Here is a 24257-nt window from a genome sequence, read left to right on the forward strand (position 1 = left end):
TCGACCCTTGGGTATCTCAGCCCTGCCGAGTTCGAAGCCCACCATCTTGCCAGACAGCCAGCCGCCGCTTAACTTGAAGTACGCAAAACCGGCACAACCTCAGTGTCACCTGATGCCCATGTGCAGCTGGCACAACAACAAAGCGCGGGACGGCATACGGTTCACCCTCTCCTCCACCCAGATGCTGCAGCTCAAGGGGTACATGACAGGCGAACTGGCTGCGTCGTTCCGGCTCCGCCTGCCGTCCCCCTATCCGTTCGCAGTCCTGTACTACTCCGAAAGCGCGCAGGGGTGGACGTACCAGGACCTCGCCGAGGATCATCTGGACACGTGGGACCACGGGCTCGCCGGCGAGCCCCTGCTGGAACTGTACGTGGTGATCGAGCGCGTTGGTGGGCCGCAGATCCGGCATCAGGCCCGTGCCGCTCACCTGCCGGTTCTGGCAACTTAACCCCGGGGTGATCGAATGCTCCAGCGAGTGGCCTGAAGATCAGGCCACTCGCTGGATTAATTACCGGGAATAAGGGTTGAACAATAGGGCAAAAAACGCGAAGGGGACGGCGTTATGCGCCGCAAGCGACCTCACTTTACTGCCACTCTTTGCGGCCGTCACCATGCACAGTCAATGGATCGCGCCCCACTTCCCTCGCAAACTGATTCATCTACACGAGAAAATCTCGGATGCAGAACTGCTAGCGGTGGCCCTACTTCAAAAGCTGCACAAGGTGTCGTATTTCAGCCACTGGGGGCGCTTTCTCAGACTCAACCACTTTCCATACTTCCTCTCAAAGCCCCAGGCCCGCATCCGGCTCGCCCGGTTGACCCAGGTGGTCAAGCAGCTGGCCCGTTGGTATTTTCGCTCGTGCCTCGCCTCCACGGACATAGCAGCTCACAAAACTAAACGCTGCCGATGCGTCGTCAACTACCGTCAAGTTGCCTACGATACAGTCCTCGATTCAGTGCAGGACCAGCTGTTCGATACGCGCGCTGATGGCCCCACTTTTCCTCGATGACTTGGAGATTCGCGACCGTCACCTCCTGGCGCAGCAGGGCTTCAACTCCCAGAGATGCAACGGACGCTTTGCCTAGAGGTTTGGGAACCGTTACGACGAGTGGGTCCTGCTCTTATGCTCGCGCTGGAACGAATGACTCAGCGGGGAACCCCTGAAGCCGCCCAACTCGCCACCGAGGTCATCGCGCTCGTCCACCGCGTCGTGCGCCTGGTCGCCAGTGCCGAGGGTCCACTGGATGATGAGACCCTCTAAGCGCTCGTCCACCTTGATGACATCTACCATGAGCACAGTGACGCCTTTGGGCTGGAGCCGCAGGCTTACATGGTCGGCTGGTTCTGCCCCCCCAGTCTCAGCCCTGTTCGTGCCGGCATGAACAGAGCTGTCTCATGTCTCGAACGCGGTATGGTGCGGGCATGATTGCGTTAACGGTGTTCAATCACGCAGGAGGAGCGGGAAAGACCAGCCTCACTCTTAATATGGGCCACGAGCTGGCGGTGTCTGGCCAGCGCGTCCTGCTTATCGATCTGGATCCGCAGGCCAGCCTCACAGGCTGGATGGGCATCTCCGGCGTGGCGCAGGAGGACACCGTGTTCGCCACCGCCGTCGATGGGCTGCCTCTGCCCACACCATTTAAAGCGCATAGCCTTGATGTAATCCCTTCCCATATGGTGCTTGCTCTGGCTGAAGGCCAGATGATGGGCCGGGTCGGCGCCCAGGCGCACCTACGTGAAGCACTTGACGCCTTCGAGGCACGATACGACGTAGTCCTGATCGACAGTCCACCCAGTCTGGGCCAGCTGTCCATCCTGGGCGCCCTGGCGGCTGATCAGATGATCGTGCCCGTCCCCACCCGTCAGAAAGGTCTGGACGCTCTGCCCGGCCTGCAAGTGGCCATGACCCAGTACCGCAAGGTCCGCCCGGATCTCGCGGTGGCCCTGTACGTTCCGACCTTCTACGACGCCCGGCGCGTGCACGACCGCGAGGTCCTGGCTGAACTTCAGGCCCACCTCTCTCCCCTTGCCGCGCCAGTTCCGCAGCGGGAAGCCGTGTGGCTCGATTCCACCATGCAGGGGGCCCCCGTAGGCATCTACGCGCCGAACAGCCCGGTGCACGACGACGTGCGCCGCGTGACCGCAGATCTCGCGGCCGTGATCGGGCTGCCGTACCACCAGGGGGCCGCATGACCCGCAAGCGCCCTGACCGGAAGCCGGACCTGTCTGGCCTCTTGGGAGAAGGCCTCGGTGAGCTCAAGAACCGCGCACCCACCGCGGCGGCGCAGGTGCTTCCTGTAGCATCCCTGCGCCCCGGAACCCAGCAGCCCCGGAGGGCTTTCGACGATCCCGCCCTGCAAGCACTGGCCGCCAGCATCCAGGCCGAAGGCATCCTCCAGCCGCTGCTGGTGCGCCCGGTGCGAGGCGGACATGAGATCGTCGCGGGTGAACGTCGCTGGCGGGCTGCCCAGCTGGCCGGGCTGGCCGAAGTGCCCGTGTTCATCCGGGAGCTTGATGACCGGCAGGCGCTGGCCGCGGGCCTGGTCGAAAACCTCCAGCGCCAGGACCTCAACGTTATCGACGAGGTCGATGCCAAGCTCGGCCTGGTGGCCCTGACCCTGGGCCTGGAGCAGCATGACGCCCGCGGTCGCATCATGCAGCTGCTGCGCGAGGAACCAGGGGCAGACCATGCCGCGCTCGACGCCCTGTTCGCCGGGCTCGGGGAAGGCTGGCAGGGCTTTGCCAAGAACAAGCTCCGGGTGCTCAACTGGCCACCCGCGCTGGTTGACGCGCTGCGAGCTGGTCTGCCCCATACCGTGGCTGCGGTGATCGCCGGCGCTCCCGAGACGGAGCACCCGCGCCTCATCGCCGTGGCGGAGGGCGGGGCAACGCGGGCAGAGCTACGCGAGGAGGTTGCACGCCTCACCGCTCCCGCACCGAAGGCCACGGTGCCACGCGCGGAGCTCGCCGGGAGGCGGCTGACCAGCCGTCGCTTCATGGCGAACCTCGGGGCCGACGAGCGGAAGGCCGTCGAGCGCTGGCTCGCCAAAATGCCCGCCGCTCTGGCTGCCGACGAGTAAGTTCATGCCGGCATGAACGCTGCCCCGTCCAGGGCAGCGTTTGCCGTTGCTGACAGACAATCTAGACAAAAACAGTATATCTCTTGGCACTGAAACAGAGCGAAACTGCCCTTATGTACGAACGCAACGGCCCGCACGCTTTCCAGGACATCTCTGCCACTCACGAGTTCGTGGCCGTGGATTTGCCTCCTTACTGGGACGGACAACGCACCGTGGCGGACACCCTCGATGACAGTGCCCAGCTGCCCCACCCGGCTCAGTGCCTGCGCAACACCCTGAGCCGGGCGGTCCTGTGCGCCGTCGGCAGCTTGTGCTCCAGAGTCGAACTCACCACAGACGGGTCCGGCGTGCACATGGTCGGGGTCGACTGGGAAGGCTGAACCTCTCCCCCATCCTGGCCGCCCTCCGGGGCGGATCTTGCTGGCCCGGCCAGCACACGGAGCCCCATAAGCAACACACCACCGTGCCCCACAACAGAGCAAACATGCGGGTAAGAACGCATTGAGGTTGACGATGCTCGCCGCTCCCGTAACCCCCGTATTGGACCTGCGCCGGACGCCGGCTGCCGCTTACCATCAAACCCACGGGCTGCTCGCCCAGCTGTGCAGTGACCCAGTCATCCCGACCACCGCGCTCGCCCTGACCCTCAACGTTCAACGGGCCGAGGCCCGGGAGGCCGAGGTGTGGGGCAGCACACGCACCCGCCTGGCGGCCGATGCGCGCCTGCCGGCCAGCGACAATTTCAACGTGGCCCGCAGGCTCAGGTCGGAGCTGCCGAGCTCAGCGGCAGCCCGGACGCCGTCATCGCCGCGTGGGCCGTCTGTTTTGACGTGGTGACCGCGCTGCGCAGCACCGAAGGCAATGCCCGCCGTGCATCTCCTCCTGACCCCGTCACGGTTGCCAACGACGACGCGGCCCGCGAGGACAGCCTGCGCATCCGCTAGTGGGCCAACAGCCCCCACGCCGCCTGGTCAACCCGGGCAGGGGAGATCCTGCCTCTCTCACGTCAGCAGGTCCCTTTCAGACTGCTTCCCTCGCCAGCAGCTCCGGGCGGGCCAGCACTCACGGGTCAGTGGGGCAATCCTCTGCACTACGCATTAGGGAATGAGCACCGTGCCATGGTCCGAAATTGAAGCCTCTGGCCCTTCCGGTCGGGTACGGGAGAGCATGCCTGAATGCACGCGGCGACGGTCCAGGGAACTGGACATCCACAGGCGCCGCACAGGACGACACCCCGAGGGGATGAACCGCACGCAGCACTCATGCCGCTTATGTCACCGCAACCGGGCCCAGGGCCGCTGAGCATTTTGTTCAGGAATGGGTGAGGCTCCAGCAAAGCGGAGGAGGGACATGATCTTGTCTTCTTCCACCCGCTCCCTTCAGGTGGCCTGCCTCAAGTCTCAAAGAGCGTTTTGAAAGGTCGCCAAGGTGATTTTGCACGCCCTGGTGCGGACGTAGCGTGGTGAATGACGCACCGCGCCTATACCAGCGACTTGACCGATTAGGAATGGGCTGTCCTGGATTCGCCTGGGTTCGCGCTCCTTCTTCGAAAGAGCCCCTGCATGAGCCGGTTGGATAGTTGGTCAAAGCGGGTTCTCTGAACCGGGGGGTGGTCGTGGTTACACCTGAACAACATTCGCGGGCTTCAGGCGTGCGCCAAAAGGAAGCCAGATCGCCCGGAGGGCAGCGCTGCGTTCCGCCTACCGTGGGGAACTAGGGGACAAGCTCATGGCCACGCTCCCGCTGGTGTCGGCCGACCCAGGTATCCAGGAAGTGAACATGGCAGAGACTTCGGGGCTGACACTCAGATCCGTAAAAGGTTTTGCAGGACAAGGCCGCTGGGCATGCTTTCATCCCCCGAGCAGAGCTTCCTGACCCTGGCGCCGCCGCTCGGCGGCCTCCTTGATCAGCACTTTCAGGAAAGGCTCCGTGCGGCCTTCGAAAACGGCAGCCATCATTTCTCGCTCGACCACAATGGCGTCAAGAACACCTTCGAGGATGGCCTGATGCACTGCGCTCAGGCGCGCTGTCCCTAACTTCATGACGTGGACGCCTCCCAACAGACGGAGGCGAGCCACGATGGCGTCGGCCTGCTCAGAGCGGGGCAGCGACCGGAGTGCCTCTTCCCGGGCCCGACGGACCGTCTCGACGTCATCCTCTACCTGCGGGACTGCAGCTGCCCGGATGGTCGCCGGCATCACGGCGGTGGGGGAGACGAAGCCTTCAGGGTCCGGGAAGCGTGAGCCGTCGTCTTTGAGGACGGTAACCACGTACCCTGATGTGTTCTTGATCCGGGAGCGGTCCCGCTGCAACAGGAATTCGGCCTTGGCGAGGCGGTGGAGCAGCTCTTCCCGAGGCACACTCTGGACGATCCCATTGGCCACTGCTTCACCGACGCCGTGCCGCATGATCCGAGCCACGAGATCCAGACCGAACGTGGGACCGTCGCCAAAGCGGTACACGATCTCCTGTTGGCTGCCAGTCCCCTCATATACCACGGCGGTCAGGTACCCGCAGGCTTGCAGGTCGTCGTGGGCTTTTTCAAGGGTCCGCTTGATGCGGCTCGGCACCAGGTCCTTGAGCTTGCACTCCTGACCCCACGCCGTGAGCGTCATGCGCAACTCCATGGTAATCATCTGCGGGTCGGCCGGATCGTACCGTTTGGCATCCAGCAGACGGTAGACACTGCGGGCCAGGGGACGCACCAGCTGATTCAGAAGCACCGGATCAAGCGGTTTGATGTACTGCGCGCGAACGCTCTGCACCAGCGCTTTGGGCAGCCGAATATGAATCACACTGCCTTTCCCGAGAGACTGGTCGGCGCTGTCGTACGACAGCCCCTCGATCAAGGAGAACGTCTGCGTGGTCCAGCGGCGCTGGGTGTGCGCGCGCCACGCGTTCTGGGTCAGGAACTTCGCGCTGTTCAGCCGGTGAAGACTCGCCCGCAGAATCTGATAGTAGCGGCCCCCGGTGTCGAGTCCGGCACATTGAAGGATTTGGTGAGGTGTGGCGATAATCTCGCCGCTTTCCGGTGCACCCTGCTCCACGAAAATCGTCAGGAGGCCGTTCATGATGTCGCCGTCAAGACCGTGCGGTACGCCCCCGAACTCGGATGGGGCAATACAGGACAAAAGGGCTGGCTGGCCGTCCACCTCGAAGGCGACTTCCCAACTGGTGTAATCGTCGGGAATCCGTTCCTGCACGCTGATCAGGGCCAGCCGGCCGATGTTGAGTTCATCGATGCGGTCCAGGCGCTCGGGCAGGGGAGGGGTGCGCACGGCGGCCGGAACTCGGGAAGTGGAACCGGACGTCTTTCCTTTCACGGTCCCTGCACTATAGACCGGCGGCCTCTGATGTTGAAGTCTCCTGATTGAATAAAAAGAAGTGATGATAAAAAGAAATGATCATCATCAGGCAATGAGCTTGTTTTCCGTCCTGGAAAGCTCTTATCACGTCAAACTGACCGAGATGTCCGAAGCAGGTCGCCAGAAACTGACCGAGATGTCCGAACGACCAGGGCTTTTCCAGCCAAAATGTCCGAACTCCACAAAAGCGATCAGCCGAGATGTCCGAGCTTGAGGTGGCCAGGATGTCCGAATCCATCAGACTGAATTGACCGAGATGTCCGAACTCCCTCTGGGCATGTTCAGGAAAAATCAGCCGAGATGTCCGAACTTTAGGAGGTCATTCGAGGTTCACCACCTCGGACATCTTGGTTACAGGCGTGGTCAGCGGATTTCCGGCATGAAGGCTCAGGGACAGCGTTTTCCACGCAGTCTTTTGCAGGCAACCAAGATGTCCGAACCTGAGTGGCCAAGATGTCCGAAGAATGCAGGCCCCTCATCCAATAACAGGGTCACATGACGGTCCAGCTTCACATACCCCCGGACATCTCGGTCAGTTCTGACGTCGATGTGACGGAATGATCGGACAACTCGGTCAGATGGCTGCCACATCACCCGTCCACCTCACCGTCTTACATGCCTCGTCTTCGGACATCTTGGACAGTGCGTAACGCAGAGGTTCCTGTGGTCTGCCAGCAGGTGCCACCAGGAATCAGATTGACCTGCAGGGCAATCAAGACGATTCTGCGCTGATCCAGCCACCAGCAATGGCGAGCAGGGTGCTGAACATTGAGAGAGAGCTTGCCGGCTATGTGCTCCAGCGCCCCTTCGCCTCGGGCCATGCCGATGCCTTGCTCCACAGAGAAGCCCCATGCCAGCTGCAGTGAGCGGCTTGCCGGTGGTCTTGGACGAGATGGTAGTGCGGCTGAAGGCCCAGGACCGGACAGACAGGTTCGGTCCACCGACGCGACAGGTGAAACACAGCGGTTCCACCGTGTGGCCCCGTCAGTGTGCGTCTGTGTATGAGGCCCGGACCTATAAAACCGGCTGGTGTGAACGCCGGAATCCTGTCTGCCAGCGTGTGGGGAGCTGTGAAGTGCTCAAGTGTGTCATCGGACGGAGGTGATGCAGGGCGGCCACGAGTCATTTTGTTGCCGGAAGTCATTGGATCACTCAGGTTTGCCACCGTGGGATCGGCGGGGGAGAGCAGCATGCAGAACCCAAGGCCAACATGGACATCGTGTGCTCAAGGCGATGACGGGAATCTCCTCCGGCAGCGAAAGCGATGCTCAATCCGGACGACTGAAGACCGATTGCGCAGTTGTGCGGGATGCGAATGGGGAGCCTGGGCTCCCCATTCGCATGAGAGTCGGTCAGGTCAGTTGTGGAATCCTGCTCAGGGTGCGGAGATTAACGAGACCGGCGTGATTTCAGATATGGGAAGAGATCACTGCGGGATACCCCCACCCGCACGTGCAGCCGTTGCCAGAGAGAGTACAGGCCCCTCTTTTCTCGTCAACGCCACGCATATACTGCTGTGTGCGTCACTACCTGTTTCTCATCGCAAGTGCCCGGCACGGGGGCAACACTGAGCAACTTGCCCGGCAGGCCGCTCAGGGCATTCCCGATCAGATGGACACCACGTGGCTTCGCCTCCGGGACTATCCGCTCCAACCCTTTGAGGACTGGCGGCACACCACGGGTGTCTACCCACAACCGGAAGGGCATGCCAGGACGCTTCTGGATGCAACAATGGCGGCGTCAGACATCGTGTTTGTCGCCCCGGTCTACTGGTACAGCGTTCCCACAGACTTGAAACGGTACCTGGATGAATGGAGTGCCTGGCTGCGCGTTCCCGACCTAGGATTCAGGCAAGGGATGCACAGCAAGCGCTTCTGGACAATTGCCACGAGCGCTGGTACCCCTGAACAAGCCCGACCGATGCTCGAGTCCATTCGCCTGTGTGTCAGCTATTTCGGAGCACCGTTTATGGGCGAACTGCTTGGGAACGGGAGCAAACCTGGTGATTCGCTGAATGACCCAGTCGTGAGAGACGCCGCCCAGCGCTTCTTTCATCAGTGACAGCTGTTTGACCGGCTTCTGCGCTTGCTGGACTGATTGTTGTCGCTGAGTACTCTCAGCCACAATCAACCCACGAGAGCATCAAGGATGTGGTCCTTGAGTAACTCCTTTTCTCGGAATTGTGGCGCCTGCGCGGGTTTCCAGCCTCCATCCTACCGAGTTGCAGTCCACTACCGAGTTGCACTCCAATGCGTTGGATCTTTAAACACTCGCGGCATTATGGCGGGTCTGTGAGGGCGCCGGGAAGCGTTCGAACTGCTGTGTGGTGATTACGCCGAGTGGTACCTGCCGCTCGCCAGCTTCAGTCCTACCCAGAAGCACGTTGAAGCCACCGTGATCCCAGAACTGCTGGCATAAGCCGAGCAGAGGTTCACTCCTCTCTAAGTCCTCTACAAAGGGAGTCTTCTACCGCCGGGGCAGTCAGATTCATAAACCAGGAATAGGTACGGCAACAGGACGGATGGTCTGTCCTTGCTGCTGAGCAGTATTCAGTAATGTGGTCGCGCTGCGGTTCAGTTGCTGAATGCCCTGTTCATTGAAGCGGCCGTTTTTCAGGTCGTCGCCCACAGCAGTGAGTGACTTGCTGAAGTTGGGGAGCAGGGCCCCGATTCTCTTAAGAAAGGGATCCTGAGTATTTCTGGTCATCTTGATGGCGGAATTGACCTGATAGCCAGCAAACAGAAGGGCAGCGCCTGCTTTAACGATATTCGTTCTCTGGTTTGGTGCGCCCACTTTGAACTCGTACTGTCGATATGGTTTCCAGACCCAGGTGTTGAAAGCGTAGTACGCTGCCCCTAGGTGGAAAACAAACTTCGCTTTCTCGAGCGCGGTTGCTTGTGCTCCCTGAAGTGGGGCAGTGATAACGAGAGTGGCAGCCAACACAATAGCCGGGCGGATTTGTAACATTGGTTCAGTCTCAGTGCCCCACAAGCCCCACATGTGAAAATCGGGTACAAGCGACTTGTCGTATCTGCCGTTCTGCTTGAGCAGATACTCATATTGAACGGGAACCAAGCGGGTCACCGGCACCAAGCACATGCCTGCGCAAGCCCAGTGAAGCGGTCTAAGCCTTTAACAAAGCGCACGTGATCAGATGACGGGTCGCGAAGGACCGGCGCAACTCCGTGTGACACCGACCGTCGCCACATTCAGGGTGTGCTTGCCCTATCCTGAAATGCCTCTGGCGGGCCCGCTAATCCTGCCCACTGAGCAAAATCCCGATAGCATTGGAGGGCAGGATGTTAGGAAGCGGACCCCAAACAGTCCGCTCTCCCTCCCGTCCCGGGTTCGGAGGCGACTTGCCAGCAACGACCGGGCTCGCCTGACGTCAGGTGGAGAGGCAGGGGTGGGACGCCATGACCCGGTTGTCCTCGCGGGGACGAATGAGCGTGGAGGGGTGTGACCACGCCATTCCGCAGGAGCGGCCGGATGTCATTGCACACGCCGTCGGGCGCGTTGTTGAGGCGGTTGCGCCGACCAACAACTGATTGCACGGGTGTGGGCATTGCGGCAGGCTGAACTATAATTTTCACGGCCGCCCGACAACTTACCGAGCACCACACGGACCGGACGTTAGCGGTGCAGGACGTGATCGGTGTCATGCGGGCGCAAGGGACGCCGCATCTGGACCTCATGATCGGCCGGCATATGAGTCCGTTCAATTACGTCAATGCAGCGGGGTATCAGGCAGGCATCTACTCGGATCTGGAGGGGGTGGCGCAGGGGCGGTACCGGTTGTTGTCTGCTGGCCTGAAGGAGAAGCGTTGCTGCATGGGATGCAGGAGTGGACTGCTCTCACTCTGTCCGCCTGGGCAGAGGAGTCACCTGTGGCTCACCATCAATGGTGCACTGGAGGGGTGAACTCTTACCAATGGCATCCAAGTGCTTCCGGAAGGCCTGCTCAATCAGATCGTAGATGCTGGTGTACGTTCGGCTTGCCAGCAGCTTGGCAAGAAGTTGATGCGCTTGCTGATTGACATACAGAGGAGTACGCTAGGGCAATAGTAAATAAAGTTTCTTAACTGAGGTCCATGATGAGTCAGCCCCAGCGCCTCCGGCGCCTGAACCGCCGTCAGATTCTCACTACGCTGTTCGATCACGACCAGCTGACTCGTCCCCAACTGGCAGCCCTCACTGGCCTGTCCAAAGTCACCGTGAACGCTGTCGTGCAGGACCTCATTGAACAGAACGTTGTGCATCTGGTTACTGGAACCAGCCACACCACCGGCCGAGTTCCCCAGGCTGTAGAGCTCCATCCGTGCCTGGGAACCGTCCTGGCCATCGACCTGCAGCCTGAGTTTCTCAATGCTCATGTTCTCGGCCTGGCGCTCCATCCGCCCCGGAGTGAGCAGGCTCGGCTTTCCATAGAAAACCCAAACGAACAAGCAGCTGGGCTTATCGAGACGGTACACCGTTCGGCCCCCTTCGGTCCGTTGAGGGCTGTGCTGATCGGACTTCCCGCCCCGGTTGATCACGCAGGTCAAGTGGGCGAACCCAACGCGCTGGCCGCGTTCGACGTATGCGCGTTAAATGCTGCCACAAAGAAACTTGGCGTGTCTGTCCGGTATGAGAACGACGCCAATCTTGTGACCCTTTCCCTACAGGACCGTTATCCGGAGTTCACGCATCTTGCCGCACTTATCGAACGGCCGAGCGGAACAGGTATGGGTTTAATTTTGGGAGGGCATCTGTATCGAGGCGTTCATGGACGCGCTGGAGAACTGGGCCGATCTCCGTGGCCTACGCGGTACACCCAGGCGCGGGAGCCTCTGGAGCAGCTGCCCTGGGCGGCCCGGCTGGACGCCATTGCCTATACCCTCGCGGCGCTCAGCCACACCCTGGATCTCGAACATATAGTCCTGGGTCTGCAACCCGAGCGCCTTTGCCAGCTGCATGAGCGGCTCCCTGATCTGCTGGCACCTTCCGTGACTGTTGCGACGGAGACCGATGTCCCCCGGTCGGCCCTGCACGGCGCAGGTCTGTGCGCCCTCAGACACGCCAGGGAACTTGTTCTCAGCGGCGGCTTCCGAGAGACTCATGTGGCATAACACCTACCAGCAGGCGGTATTGCAGCCGGATTATGTCTACGCCAGCGAGCATCTTCTGCCGCACCTGTTCGATGCCCTGACGGCCCACGCCCTGATGCTGAGCAACTGCGATGTCGAGCATGCCCGGGAAGCCGCAGATCACCTGCGTGAACTGAGGCGGCAGCCTTTCCCTCCCTACGACCCGCGGATCGAGGACGTGTTCTTCACACTCGACCAGGCCGTTACTGAACGCGACCCTGCAGCGGCTGGTGCCATGCGCACCGCGCTGTCGCGCAACGACCTCGACATGACGATCTACCGTTTGAGCGCGCGCATGCGCCTCATGCGTGCCATCTCCCGGATCCTGACCCTGCGCCAGACCATCCTGACGCTGGCCGAACGGGAAGTGGAAACCATCATCGTGGCCTACACGCACCACCAGCCGGCGCAGCCCACCACCTTCGCCCACTACCTGGCAGCCGTGGAGAATAACCTCGCCCGGGATACCGAACGCATGTTCGGCGCCCTCAGCCGCCTGAACCTCAGTCCGATGGGTGCCGTCGCTCTGGGCGGAACAAGCTTCCCGATCAACCGCACCATGACGGCCGATCTGCTGGCGTTCGACCGGCCAATCGAGAACACCTACGACGCGGTCAGCGCCAGTGACTGGCAGGTAGAACTGGCCAGCATCATCACGGTCACCTCCACCACCCTGTCGAGGGTGCTGTACGACCTGCTGTTCTGGGCGTCGCAGGGACTGATCGTGTTGCCGGACGGCCTGGTGCAGGGCAGCAGCGTCATGCCTCAGAAACGCAACCCGGTCGCGCTGGAACACGCCCGCACAAAGTTCAGTAAGGCTATCGGCATGACACAGAGCATCATCCTGAGCAGCCACAATGTCCCATTCGGAGATATCAACGATCCTGGGCCGGATATGCAACCTTCCCTGCACAGCATGTGGCAGGAATTCCGTGAAGGTATGGAGCTGATGACCGTCTCACTCGCCAACCCCCAGCTCAACCGCGAACTCTGGCTCCTGGAAGCTCAGCATGGTGAATCGGCAGTCACCGAACTCGCTGACGCCATCACACGTCGGTCCGGGAATGGATTCCGGGACGCCCACGCCCGCATCAAACGCCTGCTCTCGGACCTGCATGTGCAGGACCGGCCGCTGTATACCGTAACGGTCAACGATCTGAAAACGCATGGCATCGACCTGAGTGAGGCGGACCTCCGCAGCGCCTTGGACCCTGCCGACTTTATTGCCCGGCGCACCACTCTGGGCGGCCCCGCTCCCCAGGTGATGCGCGAGGAACTGCGGCAAGCCCAGGACCGTCTGGAACAGGACACCGCAGTTCATGCAGGAGCTACGGAACGGTTTATCAACGCGCGCATTTACCTAGAAGGAGGAGAAAAATGAACGACGGCACATCCGCAGTCTTCTTCCGTCCTGAACCCGTCAGGCTAGCCCGCCAGAGTCGCCCATGACCCTGAGGCGTCCCACACGACGGGACCTCAGTGGCTTCGACCGGACGGCAACCGGTAGCACTGTGCCGGTGTTCAGGCGTGCTTCTCAAGGACCGTGAAGCTCGTGCCTCACGCGCGTCCCGTTAACGGTCAGACCATCCCTTGTTTACCCGCTTCATCCCTTTTAAAGGAGATCCGATGAAAAAGCTGCTTACGCTCGCCCTTGCCCTGAGTGTCACGGCCTCTGCCGCGCCCGTTACCCTGACGTACTGGCAGTATGACTTTGCCAGCAAGGTCAGCACCATGAACGAGCTGATCAAGAAGTTCGAAGCGCAGAATCCGGACATCAAAATCAAGCAGGAAACCTTTCCCTACGACGCCTACAATCAGAAAGTTGCCTCCAGCGTGCCCGCCGGACAGGGGCCAGACGTGGTGAACCTGTTTTACGGCTGGCTCCCGCAATACGTAGACAGCGGGTACCTCCAGCCCCTCCCGGAGAAGGAATTCCCCACCCGGAGTATCGAGAGCACCTACGTTCCTATGATCAAGACGAGCAAGATGAACGGCAGGTACTACGCGCTGCCGACTTCGGTGCGGACCCTGGCGGTTTTTTACAACAAAGACCTTCTCAAGGCCTCAGGAGTGCTGACTCCCCCGCGCACCTGGGAAGACTTTATTGCCGCGTCGAAAAAGATCGTGAAAGGCTCACCGCCACGCTTCACCCAGCTGGGATTCGGGATTCAGCCTGACGGACAGGACTTCCACATGGTGCGGGAAGTGCTTGTCCGGCAGTTCGGCGGAACGCCGTACAGTGACGGCGGGAAGAACGTGAACTACGACAGCCCGGCCGGCCTGAAAGCGATGACCTTCTACACGGAGCTGTTTACCAAGCACAAGCTCGGAACGCCCAACTTTTTTCCCGGCAACAACAGCTACCGCGACGCGTTTATTGCCGGGAAGGTCGGCATGATCATCGATGGGTCGTTCGCTGTGGCCACGATCAGCAAGGGTGCCAAGTTCAACTGGGGCGTGATGCCGCTGCCAACCTTCAAGAACAGCAATGTGCGCGGGAACTTCGGCTCGTACTGGGTGAACGGCATTACCAAGAACGCCAAGGGAGAGAAACTCGAGGCGGCCGTGAAGTTCATCAAGTTCCTGACCAGCGCAGAAACGCAGCAGACCTGGCTGCGCAGCGTCGGTGAGATTCCCGCCAGCAAGAAGCTGGTGAACGACCCGGCGCTTCGCAAGGACCCGGTGTACGGGCCCTTCGTTTACGCGCTGCCCTTTGCTTCCTCGACCCTGTTCGTCGATGAGGCGGGCCAGCGCAAGGCCTGGGTCGATGCCATCAATACAGTGCTGTTGCAGGGTGGCACGCCTGCCAACGCCGTGAAGAGGGCAGCCGCAGAAGAACAGAAGATCCTGGATGGACATTACAAGTAAAGCGGTGCCGCGGGCGGTCACGCCCGCCCGCGGCTCCCTCAAACGACATCAGACCCGCACCGCATACCTGTTCCTCGGAATACCACTGCTCTTTTTCCTGATCGTGCGCTTTCTGCCGACGTTCATGGCACTGCAGATGAGTCTGTTCGACTGGAATATCCTGAAAGAACAGCAGCCCTTCGTGGCGTTCGAGAATTATGAGCGGCTGGCCAGCGACGAGAAGTTTCTGACTGCCCTGAGAAACACAGCGCTGTACACCGTGATTGGCGTCCCGGCCCAGATTGCCCTGGGTCTTGCGCTGGCACTGATGCTCAGCCGCATTACCGCTTTTCGGGGACTGTACCGTGCCCTGTACTTCGCTCCCTTCGTGACGCCGATCGTGGCGGCGGCCTGGGTCTGGCAGTGGCTGTTCAGCCCGCAGTTCGGACCGGTCAACACGGTGTTGATGTGGCTGCACATTCCCCCGCAGCAGTTCCTGACGTCGCCTTCGCAGGCGCTGGCCACCACCGCCGGGCTCGTGGTCTGGCAGAATCTCGGCTTTCAGATCGTGCTGTTCCTGGCCGGGCTGGCGGCCATCCCCCGCACGTACTACGAGGCGGCCGAGATTGACGGGGCGACCGGGCTGCAGGCTTTCCGGGGAATCACCCTCCCGCTTCTGAACCCCACCATCGTTTTTAGCGTGGTGACCGGCACCATTTCCTATCTGCAACTCTTTACCCAGGTGGTCAACCTCAACTTCACGGACCAGGGCGGACCGCTGGGCAGCACCATGACGGTGGCGCTGTACATCTACCAGATGGCGTTCGGCCGGTTCGAGATGGGGTATGCGTCTGCCGTCACGGTTGTGCTGTTCGCGCTGATCCTGCTGATTACTGTCATCCAGCTGAAGTTCCTGACGCGGAGGTACGACGTATGACCCTGGCCGCTGCGCCACGCCGCAAGCCTGACCTCAAGACGGGGCTGGCCTACGCCGCCCTCACCGTGGGTATCGTCATTACACTCTTCCCGTTCGTCTGGATGCTCCTCACGAGCCTCAAAAGTTTTCAGGAACTGTTCAACCTGACGTTTCTGCCTTCTCAGCCCACCATCGACAATTACCGGCAGGTACTGACCGAGACAAAATTCCTGATCTGGTTCGCCAACAGTCTGCTGATCGCCGCCATCACCACTGTGAGCGTGCTGTTCTTCGATTCGCTGGTCGGCTATACCCTGGCCAAATTCGACTTTCCGGGCAAGCACCTGATCTTCCTGCTGATTCTCTCGACCCTGATGATTCCCACGGAAATGCTGGTGATCCCCTGGTTCGTCGGCGTGAGCGACCTTGAACTGACAAAGAGCGTACCGGGAGCGTACTTCGCCATCATGTTCCCCGGTCTGATCAGCGCGTTCGGGGTCTTTCTGATGCGGCAGTTCTTCGAGAGCCTCCCTACCGATCTGATCGAAGCGGCGCGCATCGACGGCATGAGTGAATTCGGCATCTTTACCCGGATTGCCATGCCGCTGGTGAAACCCGCCCTGGCCAGCCTGGCCATCTTCACTTTCCTGGGCAACTGGAATGCCTTTTTGTGGCCGCTGATTGTCATCCAGCAACCCCAGTTCAGGACGCTGCCGGTTGGTACGGCCCTTTTCAACGGGGAGGCCGGTACGCAGTGGGGTCTGATCATGGCGGCCAGCAGCCTGGCTGTTATTCCGGTGCTGATTGTCTTTTCCATCTTTCAGAAGCAGATCATCGACGGCATTGTCCTTACTGGGCTCAAAGGGTAAGGCATGCAGGCATCGCTTCTGGCTGTCTTTGCCCATCCCGACGATGAAGTGCTGCGGTGCGGCGGAACCCTCGCCAGGTACGCTTCGCAGGGCGCAGATGTCACCCTGATCTGCCTGACGCGCGGCGAGGCTGGGAAAAATACGGATCCCTCGTTGCAGGTCACGGACCTCGCCGCCCAGCGCGAACAGGAACTGCGGAACTCTTGCGCGCATCTTGGCGTGGCACCTCCCATCTTTCTCGGGTACCGTGACAGCTGCCGCGGCGACCGGCTCCGGAGGGATGACCCCCTCGCGACCATCAATGTCGACCCTTTAGAGATCGAGGCGCGGATTCTGGAAGTCATTGACCTGGTGCGGCCCCAGGTCATGCTGACGTTCGATCCGCACGGCATCTATGGCCATCCGGACCACCTTGTCGCCCACCGCGCGGCGACGGCTGCTTTCAGCAGCGCCGGAAATCGCGGCCACGAGGTGCAGCGGCTGTTCTACGTGGTACAGACAGGCGAGGAGATGCGCCGCCTTCAAGGCGGGCAGGCCCTCGGGGTACTCAGTGGACTTGCCCCACAGACCTATGCGGTGTCTGACGCCACGATTGCAGCCCGGATCGACGTCCATGCACACGCGGGTCAGAAGCGCGCCGCGCTGCACGCTCACCGGACGCAGACGGGCCCACTGAGCACCCTGGGGAACCTGTCTGACGAGCAGATCGGGCCCCTGCTGGAGCAGGAGACGTTCAGCCTGGGTGGCTTGCGCGGGCCCATGGCCCGCTACCCGGTTGAGGACCTGTTCGAGGGCGTGAACATTACCTACCGCCAGGAGCAGCTGTGCCGGAGCTGACGCCTCTGGCCGTCGTTGGGAACGTGAATGTGGACCTGATTCTTGGGCCATTGGCAGGCTGGCCGGAAGAAGGCACCGAGGTGCTGGTCCCGGAGCTCATCTGGCGTGTTGGTGGCAGCGCTGGCCACGTTGCGCTGGCCTGTGCCGAGCTCGGAACCGGCGCGCTTACGGTCAGCACGGTTGGGACCGACCTGGCTGGTCAGTGGCTTTGCCAGCAGTTTGCGCCTTCCGGCGTGATGTGGATACCGACCCCGCGTGCGACGTCCGTTACGACAGCGTTTTATCATCCAACCACCGAGCGGAGCTTCATCACCTGTCTCGGGCACCTGGAAACGCTCAGCTGGGATGATCTGTGTGCGCATGTTCCACACGCGTGCGTCACCCTGCTCGCCGGAGCATTTCTCACGCCGGCGCTCCGCCGCGAGTATCCGTCCGTTCTGAGCGAGCTGACTTCACGTGGCACGCAAGTCGCGGTGGACTTCGGTTGGCCTGTCACTGGCTTTACGAAAGACGTGCGTATCGAAATCCATCGCTGGTTGCCTGACGTGACCTATCTGCTGATCAACGAAATCGAGGCCCTTGGCCTGACGGGCCTCCCCGACCTTGACGCGGCCTTGCACCATCTCGCAGGCCACATTCGGCCTGATGGTGTCGTAGCAGTCAAACTTGGGGCCTCCGGTGTCCTGGCCTGCCAGCACGGCCGGGTTTTCCGGCAGCAGGCTCCTACGGTCAGGGTGATCGATTCGGTGGGTGCGGGTGATACCTGGAACGCGGCGTTTCTGCATGCCACTCTCGGCGGGGCTCAGGTAGAGGAGGCTCTTGCCTACGCTGTGCGGGTGGCCTCGAACGCCATTGCAACCCTGCCTCGCAAATTTATCCATGGTCCGGGTTGACCGAATGGGTCTTTTAGGTCATTCATCCTGTCCGCCCTACTCGGCGTTTATTCATCCAGGGCCCGTGGACGCCACGCTGGATGTCCACTTGTACGTCCACCTCCCTGCCACTTCCCGCGCAGTACGTCCTCCAGCTCCGGTGCTCGCTTCAAGCAGGTCAGACGCCGCTTATGGGGAACGCCCGTGTGCTCGTGCTGAAATACGCGCGACGCCGAGTTCCTACAATGAAACATGGTGATCGAGCGCGCCCCCTTTCTCGCGGAACTGATCCGCCTGCTGGGTGAGGCCACGGCGGGACCGGGTCGCCTCGTATTCGTGGGAGGGGAGGCCGGGGCTGGCAAGACCACCTTGATCGAAACGTTCTCCCGCGACCTGGGAGAACGAGTTCGCGTGGCAATCGGTGCCTGCGACCCGCTGTCTACGCCACGCCCCCTCGGGCCCCTGCTGGATATGGCAGGTGCACTGGGCGGCCTGGACGCGCTTCCTGAAGGTTCCGGTTCTCGTGATGAATTGTTCCGCGCCCTGCTTGCGAAATTCGGTGGGGGCGCTCCCCCCACCGTGGTGGTGTTCGAGGACGTCCACTGGGCTGATGAGGCTACCATCGACCTGTTGCGGTTCCTGGGCCGCAGGATGGGCGCGAGCCGGGGGCTCCTGATCGCCACCTACCGCGACGATGAGGTGGGGACCAGGCATCCCCTGCGAGTTTTGCTGGGCGACCTCGCCACCTTGGGCGCCGTCCGCCGTATGAGCCTCCCACTTCTGCCGGCCAGTGCGGTGGCACAGCTCTCCGAAGGCAGCGGCCTGGACGTTGTCACGCTACATCGGCAGACGGGGGGCAACCCCTTCTTCGTTACCGAAATCCTCGCAGCAGGCGGCGAGGCGATTCCCGCGACTGTGCGCGACGTGGTGCTGGCGCGGGCAGCCTGACTTTCCCCCGCGAGCCGGGCCGTGCTGGAGGCAGCGGCGGTGCTCGGGACCCGGGTGGAATCCAGGCTGCTCCTGGAGGTGGTGGGGACCGGTTTGGGCGGGGTCGAGGACTGCCTGGCCAGTGGGATGCTCCTCGCGCAGCCCGAGGGGTTTGCCTTCCGTCATGAGCTGGGACGGCAGGCTGTGCTGAACGCCATCTCACCCTAAAGGCAAAAGGCGCTGCATGGCCGGGTGCTGGACGTGCTCAGGCACTGGCCCGAGTCCAACCCGGCCCGGCTCGCCGGGCTTGCGGTTCGTTCCATTTCATTGGGCGACGCGCTGCCCTATCATCGCCGCTAGCTTTATGGACTTACTGACTGGACATTACGAACCGCAACTGGTGGTGCTGTCCGTCCTTGTCGCCAGCCTGGCTGGCTACACCACCCTGAGCGTCGCGGGACGCGTTGAGGCCCGTGCCACCCGTTCGTTCATGCCGCACCTGCTCCTGAGTGCCCTAATCATGGGCCTGGGCATCTGGTCGATGCACTTTATCGGCATGCTCGCCCACCAGTTGCCGATCCCTGTGTCGTACGACCCGGGCATGGTGATGCTCTCTGCGGTGGCAGGAACTCTCGGGGCGGTGCTGGCCCTCTGGGCCGTGCGGCGCCAGCCGGTCACCCGCCAGGCGTTGCTCCTGGGGGGAGCACTGTTAGGCGTGGGCATCTGGTCCATGCACTACCTCGGTATGGACAGCATGCGCCTGGGCGGACACCTGAACCACCAGCCCTGGGCTGTGCTGCTCAGCCTCCTGATCGCTGTGACGGCGGCCACTGTCGCGTTGCGTCTGGCCCAACATTTCGGTACTTCGGGCGGCTCCCAGCGCCGCTGGCAGGTCGTGGCGGCCCTGGCGCTGGGTCTGGCCGTGGCTGGCATGCATTACACCGCCATGGCTGGTTTGCAGGTCCAGGTCACGACGGCCGAGATGTCCGGACCCAGACAGCTGGCCCAGACCCAGTCTCAGGCAACACTGGCGCTTGGGGTCGCCCTGGTGTCCAGTCTGCTGATGCTCGCCGCGTTGTGGACGCTGTTCATGGACCGTCGACTGGCCCGGCAGCGCGACGCTACGCGTGAGGCGCAGATTCGGCAGCAGGAACTCGAAGCGCGGGTGCTGGAGCGCACGGAGGAATTACGCCGCAGCAACGCGGAACTCGAACGCTTTGCGTACGTTGCCTCGCATGACCTGCAAGCGCCGCTGCGCACGATGGTCAGCTTCGCAGAACTCCTGGACCGGCGATACACCGAGCAATTGGACGACCGGGGCCGCACCTACCTGCAACACATTCTGGTCAGCGGGAACCACATGAAACACCTGATTGACGACCTGCTCACGTACAGCCGCCTGCAATCGGAGCGGCGTCCAATGATGCCAGTCGACACGGCCCAGCTGGTGCCACGGGTCATTGACCGCCTGCGCGGCGATCTGGATGCGGTGGAGGCGGACATCTCGTGGGGTGACCTGCCGACCGTGATGGGTGACAGCCTGCCCCTGGAGCAGGTGTTCAGCAACCTGATTGGCAATGCCATCAAGTACCAACGTCCAGGCACGCGTCCCCAGGTGCGGGTATGGGCAGAACCTGACCCCGAGGGTTGGCGTTTTGGCGTCCGGGACAATGGTATCGGGATTGACGAGCCCTATTTCGAGCGCATCTTCGAGGTGTTTCAGCGGCTGCACTCGTCGAGCGAGTATGAGGGGACCGGGATTGGCCTGGCCCTGTGTCGCAAAATCGTGGAGCATCATGGCGGCCGGCTGTGGGTGGACAGCACCCCTGGACAGGGCAGCACCTTCTGGTTCACCCTCAGCGTGGTGCCAGTCTCCGCGACGATGTTGGAACCGGCGTAGCTCCCTGTGAACGTTGTGGGTGGCGTCAGCTTGCCTCAGTAGTGCGACGCTTCACATGAGCAACCCGGCTGAACAGCTGAACCTCACTGGAGTGTCGGCACGGTAGGGGCGTGACGTTTGGCTGCCGTGCCGTGAGGCAGGTGGAGCATGGACACTTCCGAAGTGTTGAGCCGTGAAACAGGGCAGTGCCCGAGTTTCTGTCCAGCGGCGGCTCCTGAGGTTCGAGGTGCGTTGGGGGTGATGCGGAGCGCTTTGCGGTGCCTTGGAGATTGCGGGCGTGCGGGTGCCGCTCCAGGGCCTGGCGTTCAGTGCAGTGTTCCGTGCGGGCCAACCGCTTCGACAACACGCCGAATAGCCTGTGCGACCACATCCGGCCGCTCCTGCGGAAGAGCATGGCCGCACCCTTCCACCACGGTCATTCGTCCCCGAGAGGATAGCCGCTTCACGGCTTCCCACCCCTGCCTCTCCACCTGACGCCAGGCGAGCTCAGCCGCTGCTGGAAGGTCGCGGGTCATGGCGTCGCCCAAGTCATCCACCCCCCGGACCACCACCTCCAGCGGGCGATCTCCCAGGTCGCCTCGTTCCTGGAGGGTTCGCATCAGGTCGTACACCGTCCACCACAGTCCTGGGTCCTCACCGGGCCTCACGGCCGGTTCGCGGAGTTCCCCTCCCACGTAGAAGCTCGTGATAGCCCGGAGCCGCGCCAGCCCTGGGGACTCCGTGTCCGTTTTGGGCGGCAGGTGTGGGCTGAGCTGTTCGTAGAAGCGGGCGTCCCGCGTGTCGAGCAGCACCAGCCCGGCCACGTCCTCCGGGTAATGCGCGGCGTACCCGCGGGCAAAGAAATCACCCAGAGAATGTCCCACCAGAACGATGGGAAAAGAAACCCCCAGGGCAAGGAGCAGGGTCCGCAATGCGCCGGTTGCGCTGGTCCCAGGGTAATTGGAGGGAGGATAATCGCTGTTTCCCACGCCAGCCCGCTCGTACGTGACCACCCGCGCGAAAGGACGGATGAGCGCTTCGACACTGGCCCACCCTTCGAGCAGGGATCCTCCACCAGACTCGAACACGACGGTGGTGCGCCCCTGCCCACTGAGCTTCGCATTCAGTCGGTAGCCGCCGACATCGACGAGCCCATGAAATTCAGGCGGGGCAGAGGATGCACCAGAGGGAAGCTGGGGAGGCACCTGCACAGCATAGTCAGGAGCAGCTGTGCTGGTGGCAGGATGCTCAGAGCGATCTTCACCACCTGTTTCACCAATGATGGTGAGGTGCTGAACACGGTGGAACTGGACTTCATTGGTGAGGCAGGACCATGTGTCCTGCCCCGTGAACGTCTGGACCGTGGGGCAGAAGCCCAGCGCGACATTCTGGAGGCGTTGCAGGATGGTCCACTTCCACGCGCCAAGCTGGGGAAAGGCGGCACGTTCGACCGGGCGCTGAAATCACTGGAACAGACTGGCCACGTGGTGCGACTCGACCGGGGACTGTACGCCCTGCCGAACCCGGAAACCATTGCACCACCACACCAACCCCTAGGAAATGGTGGTGTGGTGGAAGTGGTGGCAGCCGTTCGAGGGGCAGACGGGGAGGAGTTGGGCGCATGGTGACCCACGAACTGTTGCGGGAACTGGAAGTCAGGGGAGTCCGGCTGGTGGTACAGGGGGACCGGTTGGTGGCTTGTAGTCCTGCGGGCGCCATCACGCCGGACCTTTCCGAGAAGATCAAGACACTGAAGGCAGAACTCCTGCGGCAGCTGCAGAAGGGGGGCCGTGCGCCCCACTCTATGGGTTCGCCATCATCCAGGAAGCCAAAGGTCGCAGCGCAGGGTTCTTCGACTTCAAAGAAGGCAGCCTCTATCCCGCCCTCCACCGCATGGAACAAGACGGTCTCCTCGCAGCGCAGTACGGCGAAACCGGCCGGAACGGCAAGCCTCGTAAGTACTACGCCATCACCGACAAGGGCCGCCTCACCCTCAGCAACAAACGGAAAGAGTTTGAGTCTTTCACCAAAGCCGTTCACCGCCTGACCGGAAGTGAAGCGCAGTGACCACGGTCAGCCGCACTTCACCTGCTGTTGAACGATACCTCCACCACGCGACGATGGGTCTGCCGCCGAGCAAACGCACCGAAGTCCGGGACGAGCTTGAAGAGCATCTCTTCTGCCGCGTCGAGCAGCTGGAGTGGCAAGGTGCGACTCCTGAACACGCCCTTCATCAGGCGCTCTCGGAACTCGGGTCACCGGTCCGAGTCAGCGCCGCTCTCAATGGGGTCTACAACATGCCAAAAATGATTCTTCTGGTGGGCACCGCAGCCCTTGCGATCAGTGCTGCCCTGTATGCCTTGGCTGGAGGCGCTGAGCCCATGGCCATCCCGCTCACCACTTCAGGCGTCGTCAGCCCCAACTGCGTTCGCGGTGTGGTCCCACCTGCTGACACCATCCATGTGATCAGTCAGAGCAAACGAGATGAAGTCACCTGCTACGTCAAGAAGAATCAGTCAGCACCCTGGGCTCATTCAGCGAACCCACTGATCTCAGGCAGCGCACTCGAACAGCTGGCCAAAGATCTGGGTGGTGAGGGTCATGTTAGTACTGAGGGCTTTTTTATTATGACTGTGTCCCAGCGCCAGGTCCTCGAGTGGCGAGCGGACGGTTGGAAAAATGGAGAACGTTACTTCTCGCCCGGTCTGGTGGTCATGATGCTCAAGAGTGCCGACCAGAATGTCACGCTCAACGGGTACAAGGCCGTTGTCGCACGCACGAGCAAAGGGGCTTACTCGCTGGCGACCAATGATGGGAGTGCTCTCGGGCCTGCGTTGTACGACGAACTTGTCGGACCGGCCATCGCTCAAATAAGGCCTGAACGTCGACAGCAATGGAGCATGAATCGGAACAGAGTCCATACGCACCGGCTCACAACTGGTCTGCCCGAAGGGGAGGTCGTGATGCTCTTGACCCGTACGAAAGGGGTGTACACCGGCGACATTGCACCTGTTCTAGCCAATGGCACCCTGCAGATACGCTCGTCCTCCCCCCGCCTGAGGTTCACGAGCACTGCCGCTGGCCTGGGGATGGCGCCACAGAACAATCGATCTGCGGCCCTTCTGGTGCGCCTGTCTGGCGTCCCTCTCGGCAATCTGAAATCTGGCGTCTTTGTTCCCAACCAGCCGGTGTCCGACCGGCCATAGTGAAACGGTTGAGTGAGCCTGTGTGAGTACCAGGGGATATTCAGGAAATCAAGGCGGCCTTCGGGTCGCCTTCTTCGTTGCAGAGAGAGCCTTACACGGCATTTTTTGGCAGTGAAAAAAGAAGGGGCAGACGACTTCAGCCGAAACGCTTACAGGGAAGCGCACATTGACGGACGTGAGCTCAATGACAACACCCATACGCTGAGGCATGCACCTGCCACGTTGTCTGGGGTTGCACCAGTTGTGCGTAGACGGAGTTAAGAACTCCGAGAATAACGACAACGAGGTGCGACATGGGACAACGAAAGACGTATTCAGCCGAGTTCAAA

General features: G+C 61.6%; 23 protein-coding genes and 3 pseudogenes. 22 read left to right on the forward strand and 4 right to left on the reverse strand.

All coding sequences use genetic code 11. From position 1 onward, the window contains the following. Positions 1 to 118 precede the first annotated feature (118 nt). From IEY49_RS19625 to IEY49_RS19645, 6 genes and pseudogenes are all read left to right on the forward strand, one after another. A complete protein-coding gene (locus IEY49_RS19625; RefSeq protein ID WP_189011870.1) occupies positions 119 to 451 on the forward strand; it encodes a hypothetical protein in 333 nt (110 codons plus the stop codon). A gap of 163 nt (positions 452 to 614) precedes the next feature. Next, positions 615 to 845, forward strand: a pseudogene (locus tag IEY49_RS22105) (IS982 family transposase); the annotation flags it as partial. Between the two features lie 581 nt (positions 846 to 1426). Beyond that, complete coding sequence (locus tag IEY49_RS19630) at positions 1427 to 2197, forward strand: ParA family protein (RefSeq protein ID WP_189011872.1); 771 nt, start codon at positions 1427 to 1429, stop codon at positions 2195 to 2197. Continuing rightward, positions 2194 to 3084, forward strand: coding sequence for a ParB/RepB/Spo0J family partition protein (locus tag IEY49_RS19635; protein WP_189011874.1), 891 nt, complete (start codon positions 2194 to 2196; stop codon positions 3082 to 3084). The genes IEY49_RS19630 and IEY49_RS19635 overlap by 4 nt, the downstream gene beginning before the upstream one ends. 113 nt (positions 3085 to 3197) lie before the next feature. Then, positions 3198 to 3464 carry a hypothetical protein gene (locus IEY49_RS19640; protein ID WP_189011876.1) on the forward strand — a complete coding sequence of 89 codons (267 nt, stop codon included), beginning with the start codon at positions 3198 to 3200 and terminating at the stop codon, positions 3462 to 3464. A gap of 133 nt (positions 3465 to 3597) precedes the next feature. Next, the gene (locus IEY49_RS19645; protein WP_189011878.1) at positions 3598 to 3921 is read left to right on the forward strand and encodes a hypothetical protein; all 324 of its coding nucleotides are present in this window, start codon (positions 3598 to 3600) and stop codon (positions 3919 to 3921) included. A 1013-nt stretch (positions 3922 to 4934) separates the two neighbouring features. On the opposite strand, the gene IEY49_RS19650 is transcribed toward IEY49_RS19645, so the two are convergent. Both IEY49_RS19650 and IEY49_RS19655 read right to left on the reverse strand, forming a co-directional pair. Continuing rightward, positions 4935 to 6407: a replication initiator protein A gene (locus tag IEY49_RS19650; protein ID WP_189011880.1), complete on the reverse strand. Its 1473-nt coding sequence runs from the start codon at positions 6405 to 6407 to the stop codon at positions 4935 to 4937. A gap of 10 nt (positions 6408 to 6417) precedes the next feature. Then, positions 6418 to 6687, reverse strand: coding sequence for a hypothetical protein (locus tag IEY49_RS19655; protein ID WP_189011882.1), 270 nt, complete (start codon positions 6685 to 6687; stop codon positions 6418 to 6420). Positions 6688 to 7967: 1280 nt separating this feature from the next. Here IEY49_RS19655 and IEY49_RS19660 point away from each other — a divergent pair. After that, positions 7968 to 8510: a flavodoxin family protein gene (locus tag IEY49_RS19660; RefSeq protein WP_189011884.1), complete on the forward strand. Its 543-nt coding sequence runs from the start codon at positions 7968 to 7970 to the stop codon at positions 8508 to 8510. Positions 8511 to 8936: 426 nt separating this feature from the next. On the opposite strand, the gene IEY49_RS19665 is transcribed toward IEY49_RS19660, so the two are convergent. After that, complete coding sequence (locus IEY49_RS19665) at positions 8937 to 9539, reverse strand: hypothetical protein (RefSeq protein WP_229780932.1); 603 nt, start codon at positions 9537 to 9539, stop codon at positions 8937 to 8939. A gap of 326 nt (positions 9540 to 9865) precedes the next feature. Here IEY49_RS19665 and IEY49_RS21765 point away from each other — a divergent pair, with 326 nt between their 5' ends. The 11 genes from IEY49_RS21765 (at position 9866) to IEY49_RS19715 (ending at position 20743) form a co-directional block, all read left to right on the forward strand. Next, a complete protein-coding gene (locus tag IEY49_RS21765; protein ID WP_268239109.1) occupies positions 9866 to 9997 on the forward strand; it encodes a hypothetical protein in 132 nt (43 codons plus the stop codon). 546 nt (positions 9998 to 10543) lie between these two features. Beyond that, complete coding sequence (locus tag IEY49_RS19670; protein ID WP_189011886.1) at positions 10544 to 11557, forward strand: ROK family transcriptional regulator; 1014 nt, start codon at positions 10544 to 10546, stop codon at positions 11555 to 11557. Next, the gene (locus IEY49_RS19675) at positions 11547 to 12956 is read left to right on the forward strand and encodes an argininosuccinate lyase (protein WP_189011888.1); all 1410 of its coding nucleotides are present in this window, start codon (positions 11547 to 11549) and stop codon (positions 12954 to 12956) included. The genes IEY49_RS19670 and IEY49_RS19675 overlap by 11 nt, the downstream gene beginning before the upstream one ends. 245 nt (positions 12957 to 13201) lie before the next feature. After that, positions 13202 to 14443 carry a sugar ABC transporter substrate-binding protein gene (locus IEY49_RS19680; RefSeq protein ID WP_189011890.1) on the forward strand — a complete coding sequence of 414 codons (1242 nt, stop codon included), beginning with the start codon at positions 13202 to 13204 and terminating at the stop codon, positions 14441 to 14443. Beyond that, the gene (locus tag IEY49_RS19685; protein ID WP_189011892.1) at positions 14427 to 15359 is read left to right on the forward strand and encodes a carbohydrate ABC transporter permease; all 933 of its coding nucleotides are present in this window, start codon (positions 14427 to 14429) and stop codon (positions 15357 to 15359) included. Before IEY49_RS19680 ends, IEY49_RS19685 begins: the two co-directional genes overlap by 17 nt. Beyond that, entirely contained in the window at positions 15356 to 16207 is an 852-nt protein-coding gene (locus IEY49_RS19690) for a carbohydrate ABC transporter permease (RefSeq protein WP_189011894.1), read from the forward strand. The genes IEY49_RS19685 and IEY49_RS19690 overlap by 4 nt, the downstream gene beginning before the upstream one ends. 3 nt (positions 16208 to 16210) lie before the next feature. Then, a complete protein-coding gene (locus IEY49_RS19695; protein WP_189011896.1) occupies positions 16211 to 17044 on the forward strand; it encodes a PIG-L deacetylase family protein in 834 nt (277 codons plus the stop codon). After that, positions 17032 to 17937 carry a carbohydrate kinase family protein gene (locus IEY49_RS19700; RefSeq protein WP_189011897.1) on the forward strand — a complete coding sequence of 302 codons (906 nt, stop codon included), beginning with the start codon at positions 17032 to 17034 and terminating at the stop codon, positions 17935 to 17937. The genes IEY49_RS19695 and IEY49_RS19700 overlap by 13 nt, the downstream gene beginning before the upstream one ends. A gap of 231 nt (positions 17938 to 18168) precedes the next feature. Further along, entirely contained in the window at positions 18169 to 18864 is a 696-nt protein-coding gene (locus tag IEY49_RS19705; protein WP_189011898.1) for an AAA family ATPase, read from the forward strand. 39 nt (positions 18865 to 18903) lie between these two features. Continuing rightward, positions 18904 to 19071, forward strand: coding sequence for a hypothetical protein (locus IEY49_RS19710; RefSeq protein WP_189011899.1), 168 nt, complete (start codon positions 18904 to 18906; stop codon positions 19069 to 19071). Between the two features lie 136 nt (positions 19072 to 19207). After that, on the forward strand, positions 19208 to 20743 hold the full coding sequence (locus tag IEY49_RS19715) for an MHYT domain-containing protein (protein ID WP_189011900.1): 1536 nt from the start codon (positions 19208 to 19210) through the stop codon (positions 20741 to 20743). A gap of 305 nt (positions 20744 to 21048) precedes the next feature. Here IEY49_RS19715 and IEY49_RS19720 read toward each other — a convergent pair whose 3' ends face one another. Beyond that, positions 21049 to 21927, reverse strand: a complete 879-nt coding sequence (locus IEY49_RS19720) for an alpha/beta fold hydrolase (protein WP_189011901.1) — start codon at positions 21925 to 21927, stop codon at positions 21049 to 21051. 39 nt (positions 21928 to 21966) lie between these two features. Between IEY49_RS19720 and IEY49_RS19725 the strand changes: the two genes are divergently transcribed. The 4 genes and pseudogenes from IEY49_RS19725 (at position 21967) to IEY49_RS19735 (ending at position 23928) form a co-directional block, all read left to right on the forward strand. Then, the gene (locus IEY49_RS19725; RefSeq protein ID WP_189011902.1) at positions 21967 to 22350 is read left to right on the forward strand and encodes a hypothetical protein; all 384 of its coding nucleotides are present in this window, start codon (positions 21967 to 21969) and stop codon (positions 22348 to 22350) included. Beyond that, positions 22344 to 22490, forward strand: a pseudogene (locus tag IEY49_RS21975) (TubC N-terminal docking domain-related protein); the annotation flags it as partial. The gene IEY49_RS19725 and the pseudogene IEY49_RS21975, both read left to right, overlap by 7 nt. Before the next feature lie 41 nt (positions 22491 to 22531). Further along, positions 22532 to 22789, forward strand: a pseudogene (locus IEY49_RS19730) (PadR family transcriptional regulator); the annotation flags it as partial. Then, entirely contained in the window at positions 22786 to 23928 is a 1143-nt protein-coding gene (locus tag IEY49_RS19735; RefSeq protein WP_189011903.1) for a permease prefix domain 1-containing protein, read from the forward strand. The pseudogene IEY49_RS19730 and the gene IEY49_RS19735, both read left to right, overlap by 4 nt. Positions 23929 to 24257 lie beyond the last annotated feature (329 nt).

Source organism: Deinococcus malanensis, assembly GCF_014647655.1.
Taxonomy (GTDB): Bacteria; Deinococcota; Deinococci; order Deinococcales; family Deinococcaceae; genus Deinococcus; species Deinococcus malanensis.

What these genes read in the sequence shown, in the direction of transcription:
- IEY49_RS19625 (WP_189011870.1), top strand. Translation starts at nt 119, where the DNA reads ATGTGCAGCTGGCACAACAACAAAGCGCGGGACGGCATACGGTTCACC.
- IEY49_RS19630 (WP_189011872.1), top strand. Translation starts at nt 1,427, where the DNA reads ATGATTGCGTTAACGGTGTTCAATCACGCAGGAGGAGCGGGAAAGACC.
- IEY49_RS19635 (WP_189011874.1), top strand. Translation starts at nt 2,194, where the DNA reads ATGACCCGCAAGCGCCCTGACCGGAAGCCGGACCTGTCTGGCCTCTTG.
- IEY49_RS19640 (WP_189011876.1), top strand. Translation starts at nt 3,198, where the DNA reads ATGTACGAACGCAACGGCCCGCACGCTTTCCAGGACATCTCTGCCACT.
- IEY49_RS19645 (WP_189011878.1), top strand. Translation starts at nt 3,598, where the DNA reads ATGCTCGCCGCTCCCGTAACCCCCGTATTGGACCTGCGCCGGACGCCG.
- IEY49_RS19655 (WP_189011882.1), bottom strand. Translation starts at nt 6,687, where the DNA reads ATGGATTCGGACATCCTGGCCACCTCAAGCTCGGACATCTCGGCTGAT.
- IEY49_RS21765 (WP_268239109.1), top strand. Translation starts at nt 9,866, where the DNA reads ATGACCCGGTTGTCCTCGCGGGGACGAATGAGCGTGGAGGGGTGTGAC.
- IEY49_RS19670 (WP_189011886.1), top strand. Translation starts at nt 10,544, where the DNA reads ATGAGTCAGCCCCAGCGCCTCCGGCGCCTGAACCGCCGTCAGATTCTC.
- IEY49_RS19675 (WP_189011888.1), top strand. Translation starts at nt 11,547, where the DNA reads ATGTGGCATAACACCTACCAGCAGGCGGTATTGCAGCCGGATTATGTC.
- IEY49_RS19680 (WP_189011890.1), top strand. Translation starts at nt 13,202, where the DNA reads ATGAAAAAGCTGCTTACGCTCGCCCTTGCCCTGAGTGTCACGGCCTCT.
- IEY49_RS19685 (WP_189011892.1), top strand. Translation starts at nt 14,427, where the DNA reads ATGGACATTACAAGTAAAGCGGTGCCGCGGGCGGTCACGCCCGCCCGC.
- IEY49_RS19690 (WP_189011894.1), top strand. Translation starts at nt 15,356, where the DNA reads ATGACCCTGGCCGCTGCGCCACGCCGCAAGCCTGACCTCAAGACGGGG.
- IEY49_RS19695 (WP_189011896.1), top strand. Translation starts at nt 16,211, where the DNA reads ATGCAGGCATCGCTTCTGGCTGTCTTTGCCCATCCCGACGATGAAGTG.
- IEY49_RS19705 (WP_189011898.1), top strand. Translation starts at nt 18,169, where the DNA reads ATGGTGATCGAGCGCGCCCCCTTTCTCGCGGAACTGATCCGCCTGCTG.
- IEY49_RS19715 (WP_189011900.1), top strand. Translation starts at nt 19,208, where the DNA reads ATGGACTTACTGACTGGACATTACGAACCGCAACTGGTGGTGCTGTCC.
- IEY49_RS19725 (WP_189011902.1), top strand. Translation starts at nt 21,967, where the DNA reads ATGCTCAGAGCGATCTTCACCACCTGTTTCACCAATGATGGTGAGGTG.